This is a genomic window from Microbacterium sp. M3, from assembly GCF_033548675.1.
Classification (GTDB): domain Bacteria; phylum Actinomycetota; class Actinomycetes; order Actinomycetales; family Microbacteriaceae; genus Microbacterium; species Microbacterium arthrosphaerae.
The window spans coordinates 1067851-1090630 of the sequence record NZ_JAWTZT010000001.1; the positions used below are offsets into that span (position 1 = coordinate 1067851).

Below are 22780 nucleotides of genomic sequence, written 5' to 3' on the forward strand. Positions count from 1 at the left end.
GACGCGCCCGCACCGGACGAGGCGTGACGGGTTCAGCGCCCGGCGGAGAGCACCGCCTCGCCGGCCGAGACCTGCACGGTGACAGTGCTCGACGCGCCCGGCGTGGAGCCGATGCGGTTGTCGAAGCCTCCCGCCGACACCTCCGAGGTCACGTCGTACTCGCCCTCGGGCACCGTGAGGCGCAGCGACCCGGCGCTCACGTCGAGGTCCACGGCATCGGGCTGGGTTCCGGTCAGGCTCGCCTCGAGGGACCCTGCGCTCACCGAGAGGCCGGCCGTCCGCACGTCCTCGAGGTCCAGCGTCCCGCGGCCGGCGCTCATCTCGGCGGTCAGCGTCTCCGCCGAGCCCGAGACGTCGAACGAGCCGGCTGCGAGCGACAGCCGGAGCTCGCCGAACTCGCCCTCGGTCACGAACTCGCCGGCCGACAGCGACACGTCGGCGTCGAGGCCCTCGAGCGACGACGGCAGCCGGAGCACGGCATCCGTCCGCTCGTCACCGAACCATCCGCGCCAGCCGAACCAGCCGAACCGGTCGGTCGAGGCGACCACGAGCGTCTCGCCCTCGCGGTCGAACCGCCAGCTGTCGGCGCCCCACGAGCTGGTGACCTCGAGCTCCGCCTCCGACACGTCGGTGAACTCGACGCGCAGCGTGCCGGCCGATGCGTCGATCTGGAGGTCGTCGACGCCTGCGGCGTCGAGCGTGCGCGTGGAGGTGGAGACGGATGCCGAGGCGAACGTCGCGATGGCCGCCGAGGTCATCGCACCCAGCAGCACGAGCCCGCCGAGCACGATCACGATGATGGCGACGACGCGGGATCCGCCCGAGGGCGGCGGCGCATCGGGCGTCCGGTCGGACGCGGCCGAGGGCGGCGGAGGGGTCAGGGTCGTGCTCATCGGTTCGTTCCTGTCTGCGGCGCGCGGCCGCTCGATGTCGGTGCGGGCGGGGTGGTGCCGCCGTGTTCGAGGTGGGCGAGCGCGGCGAGGACGCGGCGGTTGCCCGATTCGTCGGGTTCGAGGTCGAGCTTCTGGAAGACGGCGGTGATGTGCTTCTCGACGCTGCCCTCGGTGACGTGCAGGGTCCTGGCGATGGCCTGGTTCGACCGCCCCTCGGCGATGAGCGCGAGCACCGCGGACTCGCGCTCGGTGAGCCGCATCATGCGCTCGTCGCGCGTGCGCCGGCTGAGCAGCTGCGCCACGACCTCCGGGTCGAGCACCGTGGCTCCGGCCGCGATGCGCTGGATCGCCTCGAGGAAGTCGGTGACATCGGCCACGCGATCCTTGAGCAGATAGCCGAGCGCACCGCCGCTGGACGCGATGAGGTCGGCGGCGTACCGCTCCTCGACGTACTGCGACAGCACCAGCACGGCCAGGTGCGGCAGGCGCGCCCGCAGCGAGAGCGCGGCGCGGATGCCCTCCTCGGTCCAGGTCGGCGGCAGCCGCACGTCGAGGATGCAGAGCTCGGGCGCGGTGCGGTCGACGGTCTCGTCGAGCCGGCCGGCGTCGGGGAGGGCGGCGACCACCTCGTGGCCGGCATCCTCCAGCACGCGCACCAGGCCCGCCCGCAGGAGTGCCGAGTCCTCGCAGATCAGGATGCGCACGGGATGCTCACCTCCACGCTCGTCGGTCCGCCGGCGGGGCTGTCGATGCGGGCTTCGCCGCCGGCGGCGAGCACGCGGTTGACGATGCCGTCGAGACCCCCGCCGGGCACGACCCGCGCGCCGCCGACGCCGTTGTCTTCGACGCGGGCCCAGAGCGTCCCCGGCTCGCGCAGCCGGACGACGACGCGCACCTCGGTGGCCCGCGAGTGCTTCGCCGCGTTCGTGAGCGCCTCGGCGATCACGAAGTACGCGGCGGCCTCGGTGTCGCGACTGCAGCGTCCGTCCAGCCGGACGTCGGTGTGCACCGGGACGACCGAGCGGGCGATCAGGGCCGACAGGGCCGCGTCGAGGCCACGGTCGTCCAGCACGGAGGTGTGGATGCCGCGGGCCAGCTGCCGCAGCTCGGTGATGGCCGCCTTGGTCGAGGTGTGGGCCTCGGCGATGAGTTCCCGGGCGGCGTCGGGATCGGAGTCGATCTTCTGCTGCGCGAGACCCAGCGTCATGCCGACGGAGACGAGGCGCGGCTGCACGCCGTCGTGGAGGTCGCGCTCGATGCGCGTGCGCTCCACATCGGCGGCGCGCACGGCGCCCGCGTGCTGGAGGCTCGACGTCCGCGCGGCGGCCGCCAGCTGCGCCTCGCGCGAGGGCACCATGATGGCCCGCGCGATGATGCCGTGCAGCACACCGAGGCCGATGAGGCCCGCCGCCGCGATCATGACCGAGAGGATGCCCACCGGCACCGCCCACGAGATCGGCACCGCGATGCCGGTGCGAGCGAGCGTGGCCGACGGGGCGTCGGCGAAGAGCGGCGCGAAGGCGAGCACGATGCCCGACACGAGGATTCCGGCAAGCGCCACCACGACCCAGCCGAGGATCGTCGCGATCGCCAGGTGGGCGATCGCCCGCCAGGTCGCGGCGTCGATCGCCTGCATCCACACCGTGCGCAGGAAGCCGCCGAACCCGGGGCGGCCGCTGGAGCGCGGTCGCGGGGCGGCGATGCCGAAGCGGTAGAGCCCCTCGACGCGCTGAGTCTCGAGCCAGCCGACGCCGTAGAGCACGTAGACGAGGGCGAGCAGCACGAAGACGCCGACGCCCAGCAGGAAGAGCAGGCCGATGCCGGCGCCGAGCAGCGAGAACAGCAGCGAGAACACCGCGGCGCCGATGACGCCGAGCGCCGCGAGCTGTGCGATGGCGCCGGCCACCTGGGCCGGCCGCGTCACGGGCCGGACGGGAGAGGAGTCCGAAGAGGTCATGACTTCACGGTAGGCGCGTGGGCCGCGCCGCGCGCCCGAGGCATCCGGAGACTTCTCTTCGGGTTATCCCCCGCACCGCGTCCGTGTCGGACTTTCGAATCGCGCACTTTGCGACTTCGGGCCCCGGCGAACCGCAAAGTGCGCGATTCGAAACGGAGAGCGCCGGTCGGCAGCGCGTCCGGAGGGCGCGCTAGCGTGGGGCACGATGTCAGCCTCCCGATCCCGCAAGAGCGCGGGAACCCAGCCACCCTCCTTCGACTTCGACGAGTCCGTGCTCGGCGATCTCGACCCCGGCGACGACGGCATGCTCGACGCCGGACGCCTCGACGGCGTCGCCTACGCCGACATCGCCCGCGAGGCGTGGGAGCTCGGCACGGGCGCCACGATCGAGGCCTGCCGGTTCGACCGCCTGGGCCTCGAGACCTGGACGCTGCGCGGCGCCCGCCTCGTGGAGTCGGTGTTCGCGAACGCGAACGTCCCGGTCGTCTCGGGCGCCCGCAGCACGTGGCGCGACGTGGACGTGCGCGACAGCCGGTTCGGATCGGTCGAGCTGTACGACGCGGCGTGGCGCGGCATCCGCTTCACGCGCTGCCGACTCGGCTACGTGAACCTGCGCGCGGCAGAGCTGCTCGACGTCGCCTTCATCGACTGCACGATCGACGAGATCGATCTGATGGATGCCTCGGCCCGCCGCGTGGCGTTCGACGCGACCCGGATCGCCACGCTGAACGCCACGGGCGCTCGCCTCGCCGACGTCGACCTGCGCGGCGCCGAGCTGGGCTCGGCCGTCGGCATCGACGGGCTGCGCGGCGCGACGATCTCGGCCCTGCAGCTGCAGCTGATGGCGCCCGCGCTGGCCGAGCTCGCCGGCCTCGTGGTCGAGGACTGAACCCCGGCCCGACGCCTCAGCGCCCGGAGACCTTGCCGAACAGGCGGGCGATCGGGGCGAGCACGAGCGGACGCGCGGCGACCCAGGCGGCGGCGATCACCACGAGCGAGGCGACGAACAGCCAGAACCCGGTCCAGTTGTCGGCGTAGGCGTTCGGATCCACCGAGCCCTGGGCGGCGTACATGTGGTTGAGGTTGCGCAGGGCGCCGGTGGCGAACACGAGGAACACGTGCACGGCGATGAACACCACGAAGTACAGCATCACCGGGAAGTGCACGGCGCGCGCCCATTCCACCGGGTAGGCCTTGTTCAGCCCCGCGGCGTTCTTGGGCCAGATCCCCGACATGCGGACGCCCGTGAGCGCGGCGAGCGGCGCGGCCAGGAACACCGTGGCGAAGTAGGCCAGCTGCTGCAGCGAGTTGTAGTTCACCCAGCCGTTCTCGGTCGGCCAGTCCAGTGACACGTACTGCAGGGCGGCGCTGACGGCGTTGGGGAACACCTCCCACGACGTCGGCACGATCCGCATCCACTGCCCGGTCACGAACAGCAGCACGACGAAGATGACGCCGTTGACCAGCCACAGGATGTCGAGCGACTGGTGGAACCACAGGTTCAGGCTGATCTTGCGCCGGTTGTTGTTGCGCGGCGACCAGAACACGCTCGGCCGCTTCTCGGTGCGCACCTGCAGGCCGGTGCGGATGATCAGCACCATCAGGAACACGTTGAAGAAGTGCTGCCACCCCAGCCACGCGGGGAAGCCGACCGGCGCCCCCTCGGGCAGGTGGTACTCGCCCGGGTAGGCCGCCAGGAAGCCCACGCCCCACTCGGTGCTCAGCAGCCAGCGCACGAGCGCGACCGCCATGCCCGCCGCGATCAGCAGCCCGGCACCGCCGACGAGCACGGCTCCGGCCCACTGCAGGCGCGTGAACGGTCCGATGCGCTGCGGCTCCGCCGCGGCTGCCGGGCGCGTCCGGGCCGCCTGCCCCGCCCACACCGTCCGGGTGAACGGCAGCGGCTGCGACAGCGGCACCCCGGTCGCAGTGGCCGGAACCTGCGGTGCGCGCGGCGGGGCTTCGGCCGGGACGACGGATGCCGCCACCTCTGCCGGCGCGGACGCCGGCGTCTCGGCGACGGGCGCGGCTGCGGCATCCGTCACCGTCGCGGCGGACGCGGCGGGCGCCATGCCGGCGGGCGGCCAGGGTTCGCCGCCGGCCACGCGCGGGAGCCCGCGGCGCAGCGGCTTCGCGCCATCGGCGGCCGCAATCGCGACGGCGGCCGCCGGCGCGACGGGCGCGGGGGCGGTCGCGGTCAGAACCTCGCCGGGCCGGAGTGCGTCGGTGGTCCGGAGCGTTTCGTCTCGCTCGTTCCTCGCTCGCTCAACGACCGGCGCTGCCGCCACAGGCGCGGCCGGGGGCGCCACGGCGGGGGCGACGGATGCCGGCGGCCACGGCTCGCCGCCGGGCACACGCGGCAGGCCACGGCGGATCGCACGACCAGCACCACCGGCCACCGGCGCGGCCTCGGCTACCGGAGAGGCCTCAGCCACCGGAGCGGCCTCGGCTGCCGGAGCCACCTCAGCGGCCGGAGACGATTCAGCGACCGCAGCGGGCTCGGTCACCGCGAGCGGCGCGGCGGCCGGGAGCGGCTCGGCCACGGACGGTGCAGCGGGAGCGGCGCCGTCCGGCACGGGCACGCCGTTCCCGTTCGAGCCGGGCGCGGCGCCGGCGGGAGGCCAGGGCTCACCACCGGGAACGCGCGGCAGACCGCGTCGCACCGCTGATCCGTACGTGGCCATCGCCGGTTACGCCTTCTTCGCCTCGAGCGCGGCGATCAGCTGCGGCACCACCTGGAACAGGTCGCCCACGACCCCGAAGTCGGCGATCTCGAAGATCGGCGCGTCGCCGTCCTTGTTGATCGCGACGATCGTCTTCGCCGTCTGCATGCCGGCCTTGTGCTGGATCGCACCCGAGATGCCCAGCGCGACGTACAGTTGCGGCGACACCGAGACGCCCGTCTGGCCGACCTGGTACGTCTGGGGCACATAGCCGGCGTCGACTGCCGCACGCGACGCGCCGACCGCGGCGCCCAGGGCGTCGGCGAGCTGCTCGACGAGCGCGAACTTCTCCCCCGATCCCAGGCCGCGACCACCCGAGACGACCTTGGCGGCACCGCGCAGCTCGGGCCGAGACGACGAGACCACGGCCTCATCGACCGACGCGACGGCAGCGGCACGGCGCCCGGAGGCACGCACCTCGAGGGTCTCGACCTCGGGCGAGGCGACCGCCTCGGCGCGGGCGTCGACCGAGCCCTGCCGGACCGTGATGACCGGCGCACCCCACGTGACCGCGGAGTCGACGTTGTAGGCACCGCCGTACACCGAGTGGTGCGCGACCACGCCTTCGGCGTCGCGCGAGACGCCCACGGCGTCCACCGCGATGCCGGCACGGTTGCGCGCGGCGTAGCGGCCCGCGACCTCGCGCCCCTCGATCGAGTGCGACACGAGGATCGCGTCGGGGCGCACCTGGTCGGCGGCGGAGGTGAGCGCGTCGACCGCCGGGCCGCCCAGCCCGTCGCCGGGCGCGGCGATCAGCACGGTCGCGGCACCGAGGGCCGCGGCATCCGTCGCCAGCGCAGCGTCGCCGACGATCAGCGCGACCGGCGTGCCGACCGAGGCCGCGGCGCCCAGCACCTCGGCGGCCGACTTCGCGAGCCCGCCCGAGGGGGTGGTGTCGAGGAGGACGAGGATCGAGTCGTCGGGAAACGTCATGGCAGCCACCTCACGCGAGCCGGTTCTGGATGAGGAACTCCGCGAGCTTCTCGCCCGCGTCGCCCTCGTCGACGATCTTTACGCCGGCCTCGCGCGGCGGCTTCTCGCTCAGCGCGATGACGATCGAGCGCGACGCCTCGGGGTCGTGCGCGTCGATCTCGAGGTCGGCCAGCGACAGGGTCTCGAACGGCTTCTTCTTGGCCGCCATGATGCCCTTGAAGTTGGGGAACCGGGCGTCGGGAAGCGCCTCGGTGATCGAGATCACGGCGGGGAGCGGCGCCGAGACCTGCATCGTCGCGCCGTCCGACGCGCGGGTGCCCGAGACGGTGCCCTCGCCGATCTCGACGGCGTTCAGGTAGGTCGCGCTCGGCACGTCGAGGATCTCCGCGATCATGACCGGCACCACGCCGCCCGACCCGTCGGTGGACTGGTTGCCCGCGATCACCAGGTCGAACCCGGTGCGCCGCAGCGCCGCCGCGAGCACCTCGGCGGTGAGCCCCATGTCGGCACCCAGCAGCGCGTCGTCGACGACCTGCACGGCCGACGCCGCACCCATCGCGAGGCCCTTTCGGACGGTCGCCGACGCCGACTCGGGCGTCATCGACAGCACGACGACCTCGGTGCCGGGCGTCTTGTCGGCGTACGACAGGGCGACCTCGAGAGCGCGCTCGCCGATCTCGTCGAGCACGGTCTCGCTCGCTGCCCGATCGGCCAGGCCGGTCTCGAGCGACAGCTTGCGATCCCCGTAGGTATCCGGGACTTCCTTGACCAGGACGACGATCTTCATGACGATCTCCTCACGCTGCGCATGAGTCTAGGGCGCCCGGCGCAATGTACCCAATCCGTCGACATGAACCGCCGTTGACCGAGCGCAGACGCTCCGTGTGTATACATAAACGCCGATTCGCGGCATCCGTCATCCCTTCGTCCGATGCCGGAACGGTACGGTGGGAGCAGGAGGTCGTCATGGCAGCACCCAAGCGTCTTCCGGTCGACCCGATCGCCGAGGCCAAGCGCCAATGGATCGCCCACGGCTGGGAGCCGGCCGCCTCCGGCATGACCGCGGTCACCTCGATCATCCGCGCGCAGCAGCTGATGTTCGCCCGCATCGACGCGACCCTCAGGCCCTTCGGTCTCTCGTTCGCCCGGTACGAGATGCTGCGGCTCCTGGGGTTCACGAGGGAGGGGCGGATGCCGATGGCCAGTGCCATCGCCCGCCTGCAGGTGCATCCGACGAGCGTGACGAACACCGTCGACCGGCTGGCCCGTGACGGCCTCGTCTCGCGCGAGCCGCACCCCGGGGACGGGCGGGCCGCGATGCTCGTGCTGACGGCCCGCGGCCGCGAGCTCGTCGAGCGGGCGACCGCGGCCTTGAACAGCCAGGTGTTCGAGAGCCCGGGCCTCAGCGAGGACGACACGACGGAGCTCGTGCGGATCATCGCGCGGTTCCGCAAGGACGCCGGCGACTTCACCGAGCCCCGCCCGCAGCCCGACCCCCTCTGACCCGCAGCTGCGCGCAGGTCTTCGCCGAGCCAAGGGATTCCCGCCGAGACCGAGGGCGATGTCCCCGGTCTCGGCGCAGATCCTCGGCCTCGACGCGCGGGTGCGGAGCAGGGAGTCAGCGGCCCTGAAACTCGGGAGCGCGCTTCTCGCGGAAGGCGGCCATGCCCTCCTTCTGGTCGGCGGTGTCGAAGAGGCTCGCGAACACGTGGCGCTCGAGACGCAGGCCCTCGGAGAGCGAGGTCTCCTGGGCGGCATCCAGCACGGCCTTCGCCGCGTACAGCGACGGCAGGCTCTTCGACGCGATGGTCTCGGCGGTCTTCTGCGCCTCGGCGAGCAGGTCGGCCGCGGGCACGACGCGCGACGCGAGTCCGGAGCGCTCGGCTTCGGCGGCATCCATCATCCGTCCCGTGAGGATCAGCTCGGCGGCCTTGTAGTAGCCGACCGCGCGGATGAGCCGCTGCGAGCCGCCCATGCCGGGGATGACGCCGAGGTTGATCTCGGGCTGCCCGAACTTCGCGGTGTCGGCGGCGAGGATGATGTCGCACATCATCGCCAGCTCGCAGCCGCCGCCGAGCGCGTACCCCGACACCGCCGCGATCACCGGCGTGCGCACCGCAGCGAACTGCGCCCAGCCGCCGAAGTGGTCGCCCATGAGCATCTCGAGGCCCGACTTGGACTCCATCTCCTTGATGTCGGCGCCGGCCGCGAACGCCTTCTCGGATCCGGTCACGACGATCGCGCCGATCCCCTCGTCGGCGTCGAAGGCGGATGCCGCGGCCACCACGTCGCGGCACACCTGCGAGTTGAGCGCGTTCAAGGCCTCGGGACGGTTGAGCGTGATCCACCCGACCCGTCCGCGGGTCTCGACGAGGATCGTCTCGTAGGCGTCCGACTGCGTGCTGTCCTGCTCGGCCATGAGGCTCCATTCCGGTCGCGGAGAATCCGTCCGACGCCAATTCTCCGGTTCGTGTCCCGATTTCTCGTGCTCGTGTCCCACTTCCGTCTCCAAAACCGCCGTCTTCGGGACGATTTCGGGACATGGCCGAGCGCGCGGGGCAAGGATCGCCCCGTGTGGGCGGCCCTCCGCCGGGTCAGGCGGAGTCCGCGCGGATGGTGTTGATGATGCCGGAGAAGTCCTGGCCCGCACCGTCACCGGCCGCGTACGCAGCGTAGATCTCGCGGGCGAGCATGCCCATGCGGGCGTCGACGCCGGTCGCGGCGATCGCGTGCTCGGCGAGACCCAGGTCCTTGTTCATCAGCGCGCCGGCGAAGCCGGGCTGGTAGTCGCGGTTGGCCGGGCTGGTCGGCACCGGTCCCGGCACGGGGCAGTTCGTGGTCAGCGCCCAGCACTGCCCCGACGCGTTCGATGCGACGTCGAAGAGCGCCTGGTGCGACAGCCCCAGCCGCTCCCCCAGCACGAAGGCCTCGGCGACGGCGATCTGCGACACCGCGAGGATCATGTTGTTGCAGACCTTCGCCGCCTGCCCGAGCCCTGCGCCGCCGCAGTGCACGACGCGGCGCCCCATCGCCTCGAGCAGCGGCCGGGCCGCCTCGAAATCCTCGTCGGTGCCGCCCACCATGAACGCCAGCGTCGCGTTCTCGGCGCCGACCACTCCGCCCGACACCGGCGCATCCAGCGACCGGTGCCCGGCCGCCTCAGCGAGCGCGTGCGCGGCGCGCGCCTCGTCGACGGCGATCGTCGAGCAGTCGATGAACAGTGCGCCGGATGCCGCGACCCCGAGCAGTCCGGGGGCGCCACCCGTGCCGCGATAGGCGTCGAGCACCTGGGCACCCGTCTGGAACATCGTGATGACGACGTCCGCGGCGGTGGCGGCATCCGTCCCCGACTCGGCCACGGTGAGGCCGGCGTCGCGCGCGGCGTCCACTGCGGCCGGGAAGACGTCGAACCCGACCACCTCGTGGCCGGTGCCCGACAGGTTCTTCGCCATGGGCAGGCCCATGTGGCCGAGCCCCAGGAATGCGATCTTCATCGTGCGCAACCCCTCGTCCTTCCGCGGCGTCAGCCGGCGAGCAGCTGCCGGCCGATGATGACGCGCATGATCTCGTTCGTCCCCTCCAGGATCTGGTGCACGCGCAGATCGCGCATCACCTTCTCGATCCCGTAGTCGTGGAGGTAGCCGTAGCCGCCGTGCAGCTGCAGCGCCTGGTTGGCGACCGTGAAGCCGGCGTCGGTGGCGAAGCGCTTGGCCATCGCGCACTGCAGGGACGCGTCGGGCGCCTTGGCGTCGAGCGCGGCGGCGGCGTCGCGCACGAGGGCGCGCGCAGCACGGAGCTCGGTGGCCATATCGGCGAGGGCGAAGACGACGGCCTGCTTCTCGGCGAGCGGCTCACCGAACGTGAAGCGCTCGTGCACGTAGTTCACGGCGCGGTCGAGGGCCCACTGCGCGCCGCCGAGCGAGCACGCGGCGATGTTGATGCGGCCGCCGTCGAGAGCCGACATCGCGATCTTGAAGCCCTGCCCCTCGACGCCCAGGACGTTCGCCACCGGCACGCGCACCTCGTCGAGGATCACCTGACGCGTCGGCTGCGCGTTCCACCCCATCTTGTGCTCCAGGGCCCCGAACGACAGTCCCGCGGTCTCCGCGGGTACGAGGAACGCGGTGATGCCGCGCGCTCCCGGTTCGCCGGTGCGCGCCATGACGATGTAGACGGATGCCTCGCCCCCGCCGGAGATGAACTGCTTGACGCCCGTCAGCACGAACTCGTCGCCGTCGCGGATCGCGCTCGTGGTGATGGCCGCGGCATCCGATCCCGCTCCCGGCTCGGTCAGGCAGTAGCTGCCGAAGCCCGACATCGAGGTGAGGAGGGGAAGCCACTCGCTGCGCTGGGCGTCGGAGCCGTACGTGTCGAGCATCCACGCCACCATGTTGTGGATGGAGATGTAGGCCGCGATGGCCGGGTCGCCCTGGGCGAGCTCCTCGAAGATCGCCGCCGCGTCGGAGCGTGAGAGACCGGAGCCGCCGACGTCTTCGCGGACGTAGATGCCCCCGAGCCCCAGCTCGCCGCCGCGCTGCAGCGTCTCGCGCGGGAAGTGAGAGGTGCGGTCCCACTCCAGCGCGTGCGGCGCGAGCTCGGTCTGGGCGAAGTCGCGGACGGCTTCGAGAATGGCGGCCCGCTCGTCTTCGCTGATGGCGACGGGAGCGAGCACGGGGACATGGGTGGTGTCCATACGACTCTCCTCTGAGGATGCCTCGGGGTGACGGCGTCGTCACCACACTCAGAATACTAGGACATCCATGTATCTGCTCTGTCCTCCGTGCACCAGGCCGACCCTTCGCCCGGCGTTCACCGGCCCGTCACCTTCGCGGGAGAGGCTCGCGCTGACCCGGCACCCGCGCTCCGCGCAGCTCTCCGCGTCGCACCCGTCCACCCGCAACCGAGGACACGCATGCCTTCGCACTTCCTCCGCCGCGCCGTCGCGATCACCGCGACGACCGCGGCCGTCTGCGCGCTCGCGCTGACCAGCAGCACGGCGGCATCCGCCGCCATCGTCGACACCCCGTTCTCCGACTCCGCACCGAACGCGGCGCTCGCACTGACGCCGCTCGGCACCCACGAGTCCGGGCTGTTCGCCAAGTCCGCCGCCGAGATCGTCCAGGCCTACCGCGACCGCCTGTTCGTCGTGAACGCACAGTCCGGCACCGTGATGGTGCTCGACAACACCGATCCGCAGAACCCGGTCGAGCTCTTCTCGATCGGCTCGGAGGGCGTCGCCAACTCGCTCGCCATCCGCGACGACGGCCTGGGCGTCGTCGCGTTCGAGGCCCCGACGAAGACCGACGCGGGGCATCTGCTGTTCTTCGACGCGAACCAGGGCCTGGCGGAGGACGCCGTGCTGGGCACCGTCGCGGTCGGCGCGCTCCCCGACATGGTGACCGTCTCGAAGGACGGCAGGTACGCCGTCGTCGCCAACGAGGGAGAGCCGGCCGACGACTTCTCGGTCGACCCCGAGGGCTCGATCAGCGTGGTCGCACTTCCGGCCGGCGTCGCCGCGCCCGTGCAGGCCGCGGTGAAGACCGCCGGGTTCGGCGCGTTCGAGCCGGGCGGCGCCAAGACGCTCGACCCGAAGGTGCGCGTGTTCGGCCCCGACGTGGCCGCGCCCGGGCAGGACCCGGCGACGCTCGCGACCAACCGCGTCAGCCGCAACCTCGAGCCCGAGTACATCGCGATCGACGGATCGACCGCGTACGCGGCGCTGCAGGAGGCCAACGCGATCGCTGTCGTCGACCTGGCGAAGGCAGAGGTCACCTCGATCCTGCCGCTCGTCTATAAGGACTACGGGATCGAGGGTCACGGCCTCGACGCCAGCGACCGCGACCCGCAGGGCGCGCCCACCGTCAACATCCGGACCTACCCGGGTCTGAAGGGCCTGTACATGCCCGACGGCATCCAGGCGTACTCGGCGACCGTCGGCGGCAAGGCGACGACCTACCTCGTCACCGCCAACGAGGGCGACGGGCGTGAGTGGGGCGTCGATGAGGCGGGCGACCCGATCGAGGGCGCGTACTTCGCCGACGAGGCCCGCATCAAGGACCTCGCCGTCTGCGCCGAGAGCCCGCTGGCGGCCCTTCAGGGCAACGCCGACCTCGGGCGCCTGAAGGTCGTCACCGACCTCGGCAAGGCGGAGGGCGCCGACTGCTACAGCGAGCTGTACGCGTACGGCGGCCGCTCGTTCTCGATCTGGGACACCAAGGGCAACCTGGTGTTCGACTCGGGCGACGACTTCGAGCAGATCACGTCGCAGATCCCCGGCCTCGTCTTCAACGCGAGCAACGACAACAACGACAGCAACGACCGCAGCGACGACAAGGGCCCTGAGCCCGAGAACGTCACCATCGGCGTCGTCGGCGGCAAGACATACGCCTTCGTCGCCCTCGAGCGCGTCGGCGGCGTCATGGTCTACGACATCACCGACCCGACGTCGGCGCAGTACGTGACGTACGTGAACAACCGCGACTTCACGGCCGAGGTCGAGACGCCCGAAGGAGCCGCGAACCCCGCGGCGGGTGACCTGGGCCCCGAGGGCATCCAGTTCATCCCGGCGCTGCGCTCGTCGACCGGCACCGCGCAGCTCGTGGTGGGCAGCGAGGTCTCGGGCACCACGACCGTGTGGGACGTCGCGCAGCTGACGGCGGCGCAGCCCGACGTGCGGGTGCTGACCATCAACGACTTCCACGGCCGCCTCGTGCAGGAGTCCGGCGGCGTGGCGGGTGCCGCGGTGCTCGCCGGCGCAGTCGAGAAGTACCGCCAGCAGAACCCGAACACCCTGTTCGTGTCGGCGGGCGACAACCTCGGCGCCTCGGCGTTCGAGTCGTTCATCGACGACGACGACCCGACCATCGACGCCCTCCGCACCGCGGGCCTCGACGCGAGCGCGGTCGGCAACCACGAGTTCGACCAGGGCTTCGACGACCTCGTGGGCGACATCATCCCGAGCTTCGAGGGCGACGAGAACGCCGACGCCATGAGCGACTTCGCCCTGGGCGCGAACGTCTTCAAGAAGGGGACGGAGGAGCATGCCCTGCAGCCGTACACGATCAAGACCGTGAAGGGCGTCGACATCGCCTTCGTCGGCGTCGTCACGGAGCAGACGGCGGGCATGGTCAGCCCCGACGGCATCGCCGGCATCGAGTTCCGCGATCTGGTGACCTCGGCCAACGACGCGGCCGCGGACGCCGTGGCCGAGGGGGCGGACGTCGTCATCCTGCTCGCGCACGAGGGCGCCGCCGGCGCTTCGATCGAGGCGAGCCAGGCCGACGACGCGTTCGGCGACCTGGTGAAGAACGCGTCGGCCGACATCGACGCGATCGTCTCGGCCCACACGCACCAGCGGTACGCGCACGAGATCGGCGGCCGCCCCGTCATCCAGGCGCACCAGTACGGCACCGCGCTCGGCACGCTCGACATCGAGCTCTCCGAGACCGGCGAGCTGGAGTCGATCACCGGCGGCACCGTGTCGCTGTACGACTCCGTGCTCGGCCAGCACGTCGCCTACCCGCAGGCTGAGACCAAGGCCGTCGTCGACGCGGCAGTCACCGTCGCGAACGAGAAGGGCCAGGTGCAGGTCGGCTCCATCACGGCCGACATCCTGCGCGGCAAGACGTCCACCGGCAGCGAGGATCGCGGCGTGCACTCCACGCTCGGCAACACCGTCGCGGACGTCTACCTGTGGGCCACCAGCGCGAACCCGAACTACGGCGGCGCGGACGCCCAGATCGCGTTCATGAACCCGGGCGGGCTGCGCAACGACCTGCTGTTCGGCGACGACAACGGAGCGATGTCGTACCGCGAGGTCGCCAACGTGCAGCCGTTCGGCAACACGCTCGTCACGCTCGACCTCACGGGTGCGCAGATCAAGGCGCTCCTCGAGGAGCAGTGGCAGCCCGACGGCGCGTCGCGCGCCAAGCTGGCGATGGGCGTCTCCAAGGGCTTCACGTTCGAGTACGACCCGGCGGCCGCGCGCGGCGCGCACATCGTGTCGATGCAGTACCAGGGCGAGGAGGTCGACCCGACCGAGACGTTCCGCGTGGTGACGAACTCGTTCCTCGCGGCGGGCGGTGACAACTTCTTCACCTTCGCCGACGGCGCGAATGTGCTCGACTCGGGCCAGATCGACCTGCAGGCGACGGTCGAGTTCTTCGCCGCGGCGGGCGGCCCGGTGGCGCCGTCGCCGGCGAACCGTGCCTACCTCCTCGGCGAGGAGCCGCCGGTCGAGGGCACCGACCCGGGCACCGACCCCGGCACCGACCCGGGCACCGATCCCGGCACGGACCCCGGCACCGGCCCCGGCACCACTCCGCCGACGCCAGTCAACCCCGGCGGCACCCCGCCGGTAGCCGGTGTGCAGCGCGGCGGCGACTGGGCCAAGGTCGACGTCGGCTCGGGCCGCGTCGAGCAGGGCGGCACGCTCGCCGTCTCGCTCTCCGGCCTCAAGCCGGGTCAGACCATCGCGGCGACACTGTTCAGCGACCCGATCGTCGTCACGGGCATCCCCGCGGCCGACGCGCAGGGCCGGCTGAGCTTCTCGGTCGCCATCCCGGCGAACCTGCCGCTCGGCGACCACCGGCTGGTGATCACGTCGGCGGGCCTCGACCCGATCGAGGTCGGCGTCACCGTCGTGAGCCCGGGCGCGCTCGCGACGACCGGCACGGAGCTTCCGTGGGGACTCGCCGCGGGCGGCGCACTGCTGCTGATCGCGGGTGCGGCCTTCGTGGTGATCCGCAGGCGTCAGGAGAACAGCGCGAGCTGACGCAGCACCACGGCGAACGGACGGCCCCCACCACCCGGTGGGGGCCGTCCCTCGTCTCAAGCGGTGGCGTCACTCGCCCTCGTCGGGCCACACCATGAACGGTCGCAGCTCGAGCTGGCCGTTGCGGGCCATCGGATGCCGCGACGCGATCTCGATCGCCTCCTCCAGGTCGTCGACCTCGAGGATGTCGAAGCCGGCGATCACCTCGGCCGTCTCGGCGAACGGGCCGCGGGAAGTCAGCACCTTTCCGCCGCGCACCTTGACGACGGTGGACTCCGAGGCCGGCGCCAGCACTTCGCCGATGATGCGCTTGCCGCTGGCGTCCAGCGGGCCGACCCACAGATCCACGTCGGACTGGTCGCGCTCGGGATCGGGCTCGAGCGAGGTGACGACGAACATCATGTACTTCATGGTCTGATCCTTTCGTGGCGGGCCGGCGCGTGCCAGCCTCATCCCGGTCGTCGCGCGAGGATCCTCGATGTCGACACTTCCCCGGATCATCCTCCGGGGGGATGGGGATGAGACTGCGGGCGGACGCGGGGACGCGGCATCCTTCGTAGCGTCGAAGTCATGGTCACCACCACGTCCTCGATCCCGACGGGTCGCCGTCACCAGCTCTCCACGGCCGCGGCGCTGCTGCTGACGATCGGCGGCAACATCCTGGTGATCGGCATCGCCGCCGTCGCGCTCGCGGGCGTCGGCGTCGCGGCGCTCGCGGTCTTCGGTCCAGTCATCCTCGAGGCGCTGTAAGGCTCGTCGTCCCGGTTGCGTCAGGACACGGAGACGCCTGTCGCCGCGGCATCTCTGCGGACTAGCCTGCCTCTGTGAACGAGCGCGCCGTCCCCATCCTCCTCAGCCGCGACCTCGGCGAGACCCTGCGGTTCTACGAGCGGCTCGGATTCGAGAACCGAGGCGCCCCACCGGAGGAATGGGGCTACCTCATCATCGGACGAGGCACCGCCGAACTCCACTTCAGCGAGGACCCCTCGGTCGACCCGCTGTCGACCGCATCGATGTGCTACCTCTACGTCGACGACGCGCAGCGGCTCTTCGAGGAGTGGACCGGCCTCGTCGAGCCCGACCGCACCAGCGGCAGCCGCGTCGAGCCCCCCGTCGACACCGAGTACGGTATGCGCGAGTTCGCCGTCGTCGACCGCAACGGAAACCTGCTGCGTATCGGCAGCCCGCTCTGACGCGGTGGAACGCGCCCGGCCGCCGGAGCGACCGGGCGCGCGTTCTGGGGCCCGCGTGCCGTCAGTACACGAGCACCGGGATGGGCAGCACGCTCCGCGAGTCCTCGAACCCGTCGGCCCCGTCGAACGAGGTGCGGATCACGTGGACGCCACGGCCCGACAGCGTCACGCCGACGGCCACGCGGCCCTTCGCCGCCGCATCGAGTTCGACCGTCGCGACGACCTTGCCGTTGTCGGTCACCGTCACGGTGCCGACCGCCGCCGAGCCGTCTGCGGCGACCACCTTGCCCACCACGGGCACGGTGCTCCCGGACTTCACGAGCACCCGGGTCGGCGCCACGAGGGTGTGCGTCGCGACCGGCTCACGCTCGACGAGCACGGCCGCGGTGCGGGCGGGCACCGTCACCGTCCCCGTGGCCGCGTCCCACGTCGTCGTCTTCACGACCGGGTCCGACCCGCCGGCGAGGGCGGGGGTGAGCTGGAAGGAACGGTCCGCCAGCGCCGGCACGGTCTGCGTGGTCGGCTCGGTCCCGGCGTTGAGCACCACGAGGGCGCCCTCGAGCTCGGGGTCGACGCTCTCGCCGACGAGGTCGTCGATGAGCATCACCACGACGCCGGGTGCGGCATCCGGCCCGCTGTTCGGGAACGTGACCTTCTCGTCGATCAGCGCGGCAGACCCGAGGCGGAGCAGCCCCACCTCTTCGCGCACCCGCAGCAGGTCGAGGGCGGATGCCTCGGCCGTGGCGATGTCGGCAGCGCCGGGCTTGTTCGCGGGGTTCGCCAGCAGCGGCTGCTTGATCGCCCACGACTCCTCGTTGTCGGCCGCTCGCGGCAGGCCGGAGCCGAAGGTCGACTCCTGGCCGGTCCAGTCGATGCGGTTGAACCAGTCGCCCGAGTTGTAGCTGTTGCGGTCGAGAGACTTGGAGCGCAGCAGCTCGGTGCCGGCGTGCCAGAACGACGGGGTCTGCGCGAACGCGGTGGTGGCGAGCGACAGCGTGTTCATGCGGACGCGATCGGCCATCGGCGTGTCGGCCGGGAGCTTCAGCACCGACAGGTCGTAGAGCGTCTCGTTGTCGTGGGCGTCGACGTACGTGATGATCTCGTCGGGCTCGTCGGCGTAGCCGGCGGGGGCACCGCGGTAGTCGAGCTCGTCGCCCGCCTTCACGGCGCCGGTGTGATCGGTCAGCGTGTAGTCGCGCAGGTTGCCCGCGAGTCCCAGCTTCACCAGGTCGGTCTGGTGCGCGAGGTCGGCGAGCGCCTGCTCGGTCGTGCCGTTGATCGGCACGCCGTTGGGGTCGGTGCCGAGTCCGGTGCCGAACCCCTGCTGCTGGATCGTCTCGCCGGCGACGGGGCTGCCGCCGTGCACGGCGTCGCGCAGCCGGTCGCTGAACGTGCCGATCCCGGTGCCGCCGAGCTGACCCTGCGTAGCCTGCTCGAAGAGCGCGTTGTTCGCGACTTCGCCGAAGTTCCAGCCCTCGCCGTACAGGTAGATCGCCTTCCCGTCGACGCCGTCGCCCTTGAGCGTCAGCTCGTCGAGCGCCGCGCGGATGGCCAGCATGTTCTCCTTCGAGTGGTGGCCCATGAGGTCGAAGCGGAACCCGTCGACCTTGTACTCGCGCGCCCACGTCACGACCGAGTCGACCATGAGCTTCTGCGCGACCTCGTGCTCGGTGGCCACGTTCTGGCAGCACGTCGAGGTCTCGACGCCGCCCGCGAGGTTGAGTCGCTGGTAGTAGCCGGGCACGACCTGGTCGAGCACCGAGGTCGACGCCTGACCCGAGGCCGACGTGTGGTTGAACACCTGGTCGAGGACGACCTGCAGGCCCATGCCGTGCAGCGCCCCGACCATCTCGCGGAACTCGCCGACGCGCGCGCCGCCCTCAGGATCGACGGCGTACGAGCCCTCGGGGGTCGTGTAGTGGTACGGGTCGTAGCCCCAGTTGAATCCGTCGGCGTCGGCGATCGGCTCGATGCAGGCCTGCTGCTCGGTGCTGTCGGCCGGCATCGACGCGAGGTCGCAGTCCGGCACCGCCTGCTGCGAGCGATCCTCCTCGATGGTGGCGATGTCGAAGGTCGGCAGCAGGTGCACCGTGTTGATGCCGGCGTCGGCGAGCTGGCGCAGCTGCGCCGTGCCCGCGCTGTCGCGGGTGAAGGCACGGTAGGTGCCGCGCTCCTCCGCCGGCACCGACTCGTCGGTGATCGAGAAGTCCCGCACGTGCAGCTCGTAGATCGCACGGTCGACGGGGCGGTCGATGACCGGAGCCTTCGTCTTCTCCCAGCCCTTCGGCCGCCACTGCTTGTCGCCGAGGTCGATGGCGACCGAGCGCTCGGAGTTCGTCGTCAGCGCGACCGAGTACGGGTCGGTGACCTGGTTGGTCTCGATCGCCCCGGTGGTCGGCGCGTACACCACGACCTCCCAGAGGTACTCGTCGCCCTTCAGGCCCTTGTCGCCCGCGACGGCCCAGATTCCGGATGCCGCGTCCCACGTGGCCTCGTGGCGCACGGGCTCGCCTTCGGCGCCGGCCTCCCACGTGAGCAGCGTCGCGCTCTGCGCGGTCGGCGCCCACAGGCGGAACGTCGGCTTCTTGCCCTGGAACGTCACGCCGAGGTCGGCGTCGGCCACGGCGTCCGCGTACAGGTCGTCGAGCACGCCCGGGATCTGCACGCCGGTGAAGCCCGAGAGCACGTCGTCGGCGTCGCGCTGCGACACCATGAGCTGGCCGCGGACGAGGGCTGCGGCATCCGTCCCCTCCGGCACCCGGAGCGCGACGAAGCCCGCGAGCGCCGGGAACTCGGCCTTCTGCTCGGCGGTGAGGCCGCCGTCGACCACCGTCAGGTCGATCGCGTCGCCGCCGGTGACCTCGCCGTCGACGAGGGCGATGGATGCCTCGGCCGACGCGTGCAGCTGCCACGAGGCATCCGCGGGCACGGCGCCGAGGGCGGCCGGCCACGCGATCGTGTCGGCGTCGATCCAGTGCGCGCGGTGCTCACCGGTGCCGGCGAGCGGCGGGTCGGTGACCTCGATCTCGAGCACGTGGGTGGCGAGCGTGTAGCGGAAGACGATGGACTTGCCGTCGCTCGCGCTGAACGAGTAGTTCGCGCCGCTCGGGACGCCGTCGACGCCGTAGTTCTCGTTCCAGCTGAGGCCGTGCGCGACCTTGGTCTCGTACGCCCCCGCCGGGATCTGGTCGGTCGAGAACTCGTAGACGCCGTCCTTGTCGCCGTCGGCCATGAGCGTCGCGAGGCAGTCGGGCGCCCAGTCGCCGGCGCAGCCCAGTTCGCTCTGCGCCGAACCCGGCAGCGTCACGATGGGGCCTTCGGCCGTCGACTGCACGATGTTCGACCGCGGGTCGAAGTAGAACGTGATCGTGCCGCCGTCGTGCGTGATGGCGATGTTGCCGCCGCCGGGGGCGCCGTTCGCGCCGTAGTTGACGTCCCACGTGCCGTTGATCGCGGCCTTGTACTCGTAGTCGCCGGCGGGCAGGTCGAAGGTGCCCGCCCAGATGCCGTCGGCGCGGAGCGTGAGCTTCGCCGCCTCGCAGCCGGGCGTCCAGTCGCCCGGGCAGCCCATCTCGGAGTTCAGGTTCCCGGGCACGGTCACCATGTCGATGGGCGATTCGGGCTCCTCCTCCACGACCAGCGAGACGGCGTTGCCGACCGAGGCGTACGTCGACGCGGCGGCGTGGCCTCCCGCGGCGTCGGTCGTGACGGCGCGGTACTCGACGAGCGTGCCGCTCGCGAGCCCCTCGACGGTGTGGAACACGCGCGGGTCGGTGTCTTCGGCCGTGCCGAGCGCGTGCCACTCGTCGGAGCCGGCGACGCGCCACGCGAAGCTCGTCTCCTGCCAGGTCGCGTCGTCCACGTCGGCGGCGACGGCGACCGAGCCGCTGAGTCCGGCGCCGGCGGCGGGCGCGCTCACCGAGATCGCGAGCGGCGACTGCGGAGCCGCCACCGTGGTGCCCGCGCGGTAGACGACGGCCGAGAGGGCAGGGACCGTGACGGATGCCGCAGCCGACGCATCCGTCGACACCGCCGCGTCGGTGCCGTAGACCGGCGCGAATGACGCGTTCGGGGTGAGCGTCGTGAGGGCGACGGTCTTCGCGGCGGCCGTGTTGTTCAGGGCGACCAGGTACTCGACCTTCTCGTCGCGGTCGACGCGCGAGAAGGCGTAGACGCCCGCGCCGTTGTCGGCGTGACGCTCGATCTGCGCGCCGGTGACCAGCGCGGGGTGCGCGGTGCGCAGGGCGGCGAGCTCGGCGATGCGCTCGTAGAGCGGGGCGGTCGTGCTGAAGCGGTCGACCGAGCCGGCGGGGGTGCCGTCGATGAGGTTCTGGTTCTGGTACTCCGCCACCTGGCTCGCGAAGAGCGTCTGGCGGGCGTCCTTGTCGCCGCCGGTGCCCGCGAAGCCCTGCTCGTCGCCGTAGTAGACCACCGGCTGGCCGCGGCCGAGGAACATCAGGTCGTGGGCGAGCAGGTCGCGCTGGAGGGCGTCGGGCGTGGATTGCAGCATGTAGCCCACACGGCCCATGTCGTGGTTGCCGAGGAAGGTCGGCAGCGCCGTCGCCGACGAGTCGGGCGTCGTGTACCAGTCGTCGCCGGCGTAGAGGCTCTGCAGGCCCTTGGCGCTGTTGCCCGCGGCGAAGCTGACGGCCGAGGACTGGAAGGTGAAGTCGAGCACCGAGTTCATGTCGGTGTCGCGGACGTACGGTGAGAGCTTGACCGGGTCGGCGTCGTAGACCTCGCCGAACATGAAGAAGTCGGGCTTCTTCGCGACGTCGTGGGCGTAATCGAGCACCTCGGTGGTCCACTGCTCCCAGAACTCGAAGTTCACGTGCTTGGCGGTGTCGATGCGGAAGCCGTCGATGCCGAGGTCGATCCAGTCCTGGTACACGTCCACGAAGCCGTTCACGACGGTCGGGTGCTCGGTCATGAGGTCGTCGAGTCCCGAGAAGTCGCCGTACGTGACGGACTCCCCCGACCAGGTGGAGTCACCGCGGTTGTGGTACAGCGTCGGGTCGTTCAGCCACGCCGGCACCTTCTCGGTGGCGTCGTTCACGACGGGCGTGTACGGGAACGACGTCGCGGCGTCGAGCGCGGGGAAGGTGTCGGTGCCCGCGTAGTCGGCGGGGTCGAAGGGCGTGCCCGACGCGTCCTTGTACGGGCTCGTGGCCTGATCGATGTACGAGTACTGGCCCTGTGTGTTCGAGATCAGGTCGGCGGTGTGGTTCGTGATGATGTCGAAGTAGACCTTGATCTCCTTGGCGTGGGCCTCGTCGATCAGGGCCTCGAGCTCGGCGTTCGTGCCGAGGTGCGGGTCGATCTGCGTGAAGTCCGTGATCCAGTACCCGTGGTACCCGGCGCTCGCGTTCGCACCCTCGCCCTGCACGGGGTTGTTCTTGAAGCTCGGCGTGAGCCAGATCGCCGTCGTGCCGAGCCCGTCGATGTAGTCGAGGTTCTCGCGGAGACCCGCGATGTCGCCGCCGTGGTAGAAGCCCTTGTCGGTCGGGTCGAAGCCGGTCACGAGCCGGTCGCCGTCGAGCCCGCCGGCGTCGTTCGACGTGTCGCCGTTCGCGAAGCGGTCGGTCATGACGAAGTAGAACTGCTCCTGGCTGCCCTTCTGGCGGACGGGAGCCGCGACGAGTGCGTCGTCGTCGGCGGTGTATCCGGCCCGCAGGCTCTTCGCCTCGAGCCCCACGCGGTGGGTCGTGTCGTCGTAGACGAAGCGCAGGGTCGCCGGGCCCGCGATGGTGAGCGGGATGTTGTCGCCGCCGCCGTTCAGCCCGTACGACTCGTCCCACGCGTCGTTCACGGCGACCTTGTACTCGTACGAGCCGGCGGGCACCTCGAACTCGGCGGCGTAGACGCCGGCGACCTCCGTGGCGGCGAGCTCGGTCTCGGCGCAGTCGGGCTTCCAGTCGTCCGAGCAGCCGAGCTCGGACTGGAGGCTGCCGACGAGCGCGAACGTGCGCTCGGCCGCGGCGGCGGGCGCGATGGCGACGACTCCCCCCGTCACGATGAGCGCGGCCGCCGCGATGCTGGCGGCGGCGATGCGGGCACGGGCTGAGGTCGACTTCGACACAGGAGCTCCTGGGTGGGGATGGGCACGCCGACGTGCCCGCGGTGCAGTGTGCGGCCGACACTAGCAGCGGCTCTCGCCATACTGCAAGCGCTTACATGATGAGAAGGCTTTCATCGAGCGGATGCCGCAGCCGACGCGCGTGATTCTGCGGGTTTTCACGCAATCGCTTGCATCTGTCGGGCTTCGCCCCCGGTCGTTGAGCGAGCGCAGGGAGACGAAACGCGAAGCC

General features: G+C 71.4%; 16 protein-coding genes. 5 read left to right on the forward strand and 11 right to left on the reverse strand.

Annotated elements, in window-relative coordinates:
- Nucleotides 1–32: 32 nt before the first annotated feature.
- From R8Z57_RS04805 to R8Z57_RS04815, 3 genes are read right to left on the reverse strand one after another with little or no spacing between them, the layout of a single operon-like run.
- Nucleotides 33–893 carry a DUF4097 family beta strand repeat-containing protein gene (locus R8Z57_RS04805; protein ID WP_318352601.1) on the reverse strand — a complete coding sequence of 287 codons (861 nt, stop codon included), beginning with the start codon at nt 891–893 and terminating at the stop codon, nt 33–35.
- The gene (locus R8Z57_RS04810) at nt 890–1597 is read right to left on the reverse strand and encodes a response regulator transcription factor (RefSeq protein WP_318352602.1); all 708 of its coding nucleotides are present in this window, start codon (nt 1595–1597) and stop codon (nt 890–892) included. The genes R8Z57_RS04805 and R8Z57_RS04810 overlap by 4 nt, the downstream gene beginning before the upstream one ends.
- A complete protein-coding gene (locus tag R8Z57_RS04815) occupies nt 1585–2850 on the reverse strand; it encodes a sensor histidine kinase (RefSeq protein ID WP_318352603.1) in 1266 nt (421 codons plus the stop codon). Before R8Z57_RS04815 ends, R8Z57_RS04810 begins: the two co-directional genes overlap by 13 nt.
- Before the next feature lie 205 nt (nt 2851–3055).
- Here R8Z57_RS04815 and R8Z57_RS04820 point away from each other — a divergent pair, with 205 nt between their 5' ends.
- Nucleotides 3056–3739, forward strand: a complete 684-nt coding sequence (locus tag R8Z57_RS04820) for a pentapeptide repeat-containing protein (RefSeq protein ID WP_318352604.1) — start codon at nt 3056–3058, stop codon at nt 3737–3739.
- Nucleotides 3740–3755: 16 nt separating this feature from the next.
- On the opposite strand, the gene R8Z57_RS04825 is transcribed toward R8Z57_RS04820, so the two are convergent.
- The 3 genes from R8Z57_RS04825 to R8Z57_RS04835 all read right to left on the reverse strand — a co-directional run bounded on the left by R8Z57_RS04825 (nt 3756) and on the right by R8Z57_RS04835 (nt 7293).
- A complete protein-coding gene (locus R8Z57_RS04825) occupies nt 3756–5432 on the reverse strand; it encodes a cytochrome b/b6 domain-containing protein (RefSeq protein WP_404810343.1) in 1677 nt (558 codons plus the stop codon).
- Between the two features lie 108 nt (nt 5433–5540).
- On the reverse strand, nt 5541–6506 hold the full coding sequence (locus R8Z57_RS04830) for an electron transfer flavoprotein subunit alpha/FixB family protein (RefSeq protein WP_318352606.1): 966 nt from the start codon (nt 6504–6506) through the stop codon (nt 5541–5543).
- Nucleotides 6507–6516: 10 nt separating this feature from the next.
- Entirely contained in the window at nt 6517–7293 is a 777-nt protein-coding gene (locus tag R8Z57_RS04835; protein ID WP_318352607.1) for an electron transfer flavoprotein subunit beta/FixA family protein, read from the reverse strand.
- Nucleotides 7294–7472: 179 nt separating this feature from the next.
- Here R8Z57_RS04835 and R8Z57_RS04840 point away from each other — a divergent pair, with 179 nt between their 5' ends.
- Nucleotides 7473–8009, forward strand: a complete 537-nt coding sequence (locus R8Z57_RS04840) for a MarR family transcriptional regulator (RefSeq protein WP_318352608.1) — start codon at nt 7473–7475, stop codon at nt 8007–8009.
- Nucleotides 8010–8124: 115 nt separating this feature from the next.
- Here R8Z57_RS04840 and R8Z57_RS04845 read toward each other — a convergent pair whose 3' ends face one another.
- The 3 genes from R8Z57_RS04845 to R8Z57_RS04855 form a co-directional block, all read right to left on the reverse strand.
- Nucleotides 8125–8925, reverse strand: coding sequence for an enoyl-CoA hydratase (locus tag R8Z57_RS04845; protein ID WP_318352609.1), 801 nt, complete (start codon nt 8923–8925; stop codon nt 8125–8127).
- 175 nt (nt 8926–9100) lie between these two features.
- A complete protein-coding gene (gene mmsB / locus R8Z57_RS04850) occupies nt 9101–10000 on the reverse strand; it encodes a 3-hydroxyisobutyrate dehydrogenase (RefSeq protein WP_318352610.1) in 900 nt (299 codons plus the stop codon).
- A 29-nt stretch (nt 10001–10029) separates the two neighbouring features.
- Nucleotides 10030–11199: an acyl-CoA dehydrogenase family protein gene (locus tag R8Z57_RS04855; protein ID WP_318352611.1), complete on the reverse strand. Its 1170-nt coding sequence runs from the start codon at nt 11197–11199 to the stop codon at nt 10030–10032.
- A gap of 219 nt (nt 11200–11418) precedes the next feature.
- Here R8Z57_RS04855 and R8Z57_RS04860 point away from each other — a divergent pair, with 219 nt between their 5' ends.
- The gene (locus R8Z57_RS04860; protein ID WP_318352612.1) at nt 11419–15279 is read left to right on the forward strand and encodes a choice-of-anchor I family protein; all 3861 of its coding nucleotides are present in this window, start codon (nt 11419–11421) and stop codon (nt 15277–15279) included.
- A gap of 69 nt (nt 15280–15348) precedes the next feature.
- Here the strand turns inward: R8Z57_RS04860 and R8Z57_RS04865 are convergent, their stop codons facing one another.
- Entirely contained in the window at nt 15349–15690 is a 342-nt protein-coding gene (locus tag R8Z57_RS04865) for a YciI family protein (RefSeq protein ID WP_318352613.1), read from the reverse strand.
- A gap of 159 nt (nt 15691–15849) precedes the next feature.
- Between R8Z57_RS04865 and R8Z57_RS04870 the strand changes: the two genes are divergently transcribed.
- Together R8Z57_RS04870 and R8Z57_RS04875 are read left to right on the forward strand one after the other, a co-directional pair.
- Nucleotides 15850–16029 carry a hypothetical protein gene (locus tag R8Z57_RS04870; RefSeq protein WP_318352614.1) on the forward strand — a complete coding sequence of 60 codons (180 nt, stop codon included), beginning with the start codon at nt 15850–15852 and terminating at the stop codon, nt 16027–16029.
- Between the two features lie 74 nt (nt 16030–16103).
- Nucleotides 16104–16472 carry a VOC family protein gene (locus tag R8Z57_RS04875; RefSeq protein WP_318352615.1) on the forward strand — a complete coding sequence of 123 codons (369 nt, stop codon included), beginning with the start codon at nt 16104–16106 and terminating at the stop codon, nt 16470–16472.
- Between the two features lie 61 nt (nt 16473–16533).
- On the opposite strand, the gene pulA is transcribed toward R8Z57_RS04875, so the two are convergent.
- Nucleotides 16534–22551, reverse strand: coding sequence for a pullulanase-type alpha-1,6-glucosidase (gene pulA, locus R8Z57_RS04880; RefSeq protein WP_318352616.1), 6018 nt, complete (start codon nt 22549–22551; stop codon nt 16534–16536).
- Nucleotides 22552–22780 lie beyond the last annotated feature (229 nt).

Bases quoted from the DNA above. Each gene is read 5' to 3' on its own strand.
- R8Z57_RS04830 (WP_318352606.1), bottom strand. From the start codon at position 6,506: ATGACGTTTCCCGACGACTCGATCCTCGTCCTCCTCGACACCACCCCC.
- R8Z57_RS04860 (WP_318352612.1), top strand. From the start codon at position 11,419: ATGCCTTCGCACTTCCTCCGCCGCGCCGTCGCGATCACCGCGACGACC.
- R8Z57_RS04805 (WP_318352601.1), bottom strand. From the start codon at position 893: ATGAGCACGACCCTGACCCCTCCGCCGCCCTCGGCCGCGTCCGACCGG.
- R8Z57_RS04870 (WP_318352614.1), top strand. From the start codon at position 15,850: ATGGTCACCACCACGTCCTCGATCCCGACGGGTCGCCGTCACCAGCTC.
- R8Z57_RS04820 (WP_318352604.1), top strand. From the start codon at position 3,056: ATGTCAGCCTCCCGATCCCGCAAGAGCGCGGGAACCCAGCCACCCTCC.
- R8Z57_RS04840 (WP_318352608.1), top strand. From the start codon at position 7,473: ATGGCAGCACCCAAGCGTCTTCCGGTCGACCCGATCGCCGAGGCCAAG.
- R8Z57_RS04815 (WP_318352603.1), bottom strand. From the start codon at position 2,850: ATGACCTCTTCGGACTCCTCTCCCGTCCGGCCCGTGACGCGGCCGGCC.
- mmsB (WP_318352610.1), bottom strand. From the start codon at position 10,000: ATGAAGATCGCATTCCTGGGGCTCGGCCACATGGGCCTGCCCATGGCG.
- R8Z57_RS04865 (WP_318352613.1), bottom strand. From the start codon at position 15,690: ATGAAGTACATGATGTTCGTCGTCACCTCGCTCGAGCCCGATCCCGAG.
- R8Z57_RS04835 (WP_318352607.1), bottom strand. From the start codon at position 7,293: ATGAAGATCGTCGTCCTGGTCAAGGAAGTCCCGGATACCTACGGGGAT.
- R8Z57_RS04855 (WP_318352611.1), bottom strand. From the start codon at position 11,199: ATGGACACCACCCATGTCCCCGTGCTCGCTCCCGTCGCCATCAGCGAA.
- R8Z57_RS04845 (WP_318352609.1), bottom strand. From the start codon at position 8,925: ATGGCCGAGCAGGACAGCACGCAGTCGGACGCCTACGAGACGATCCTC.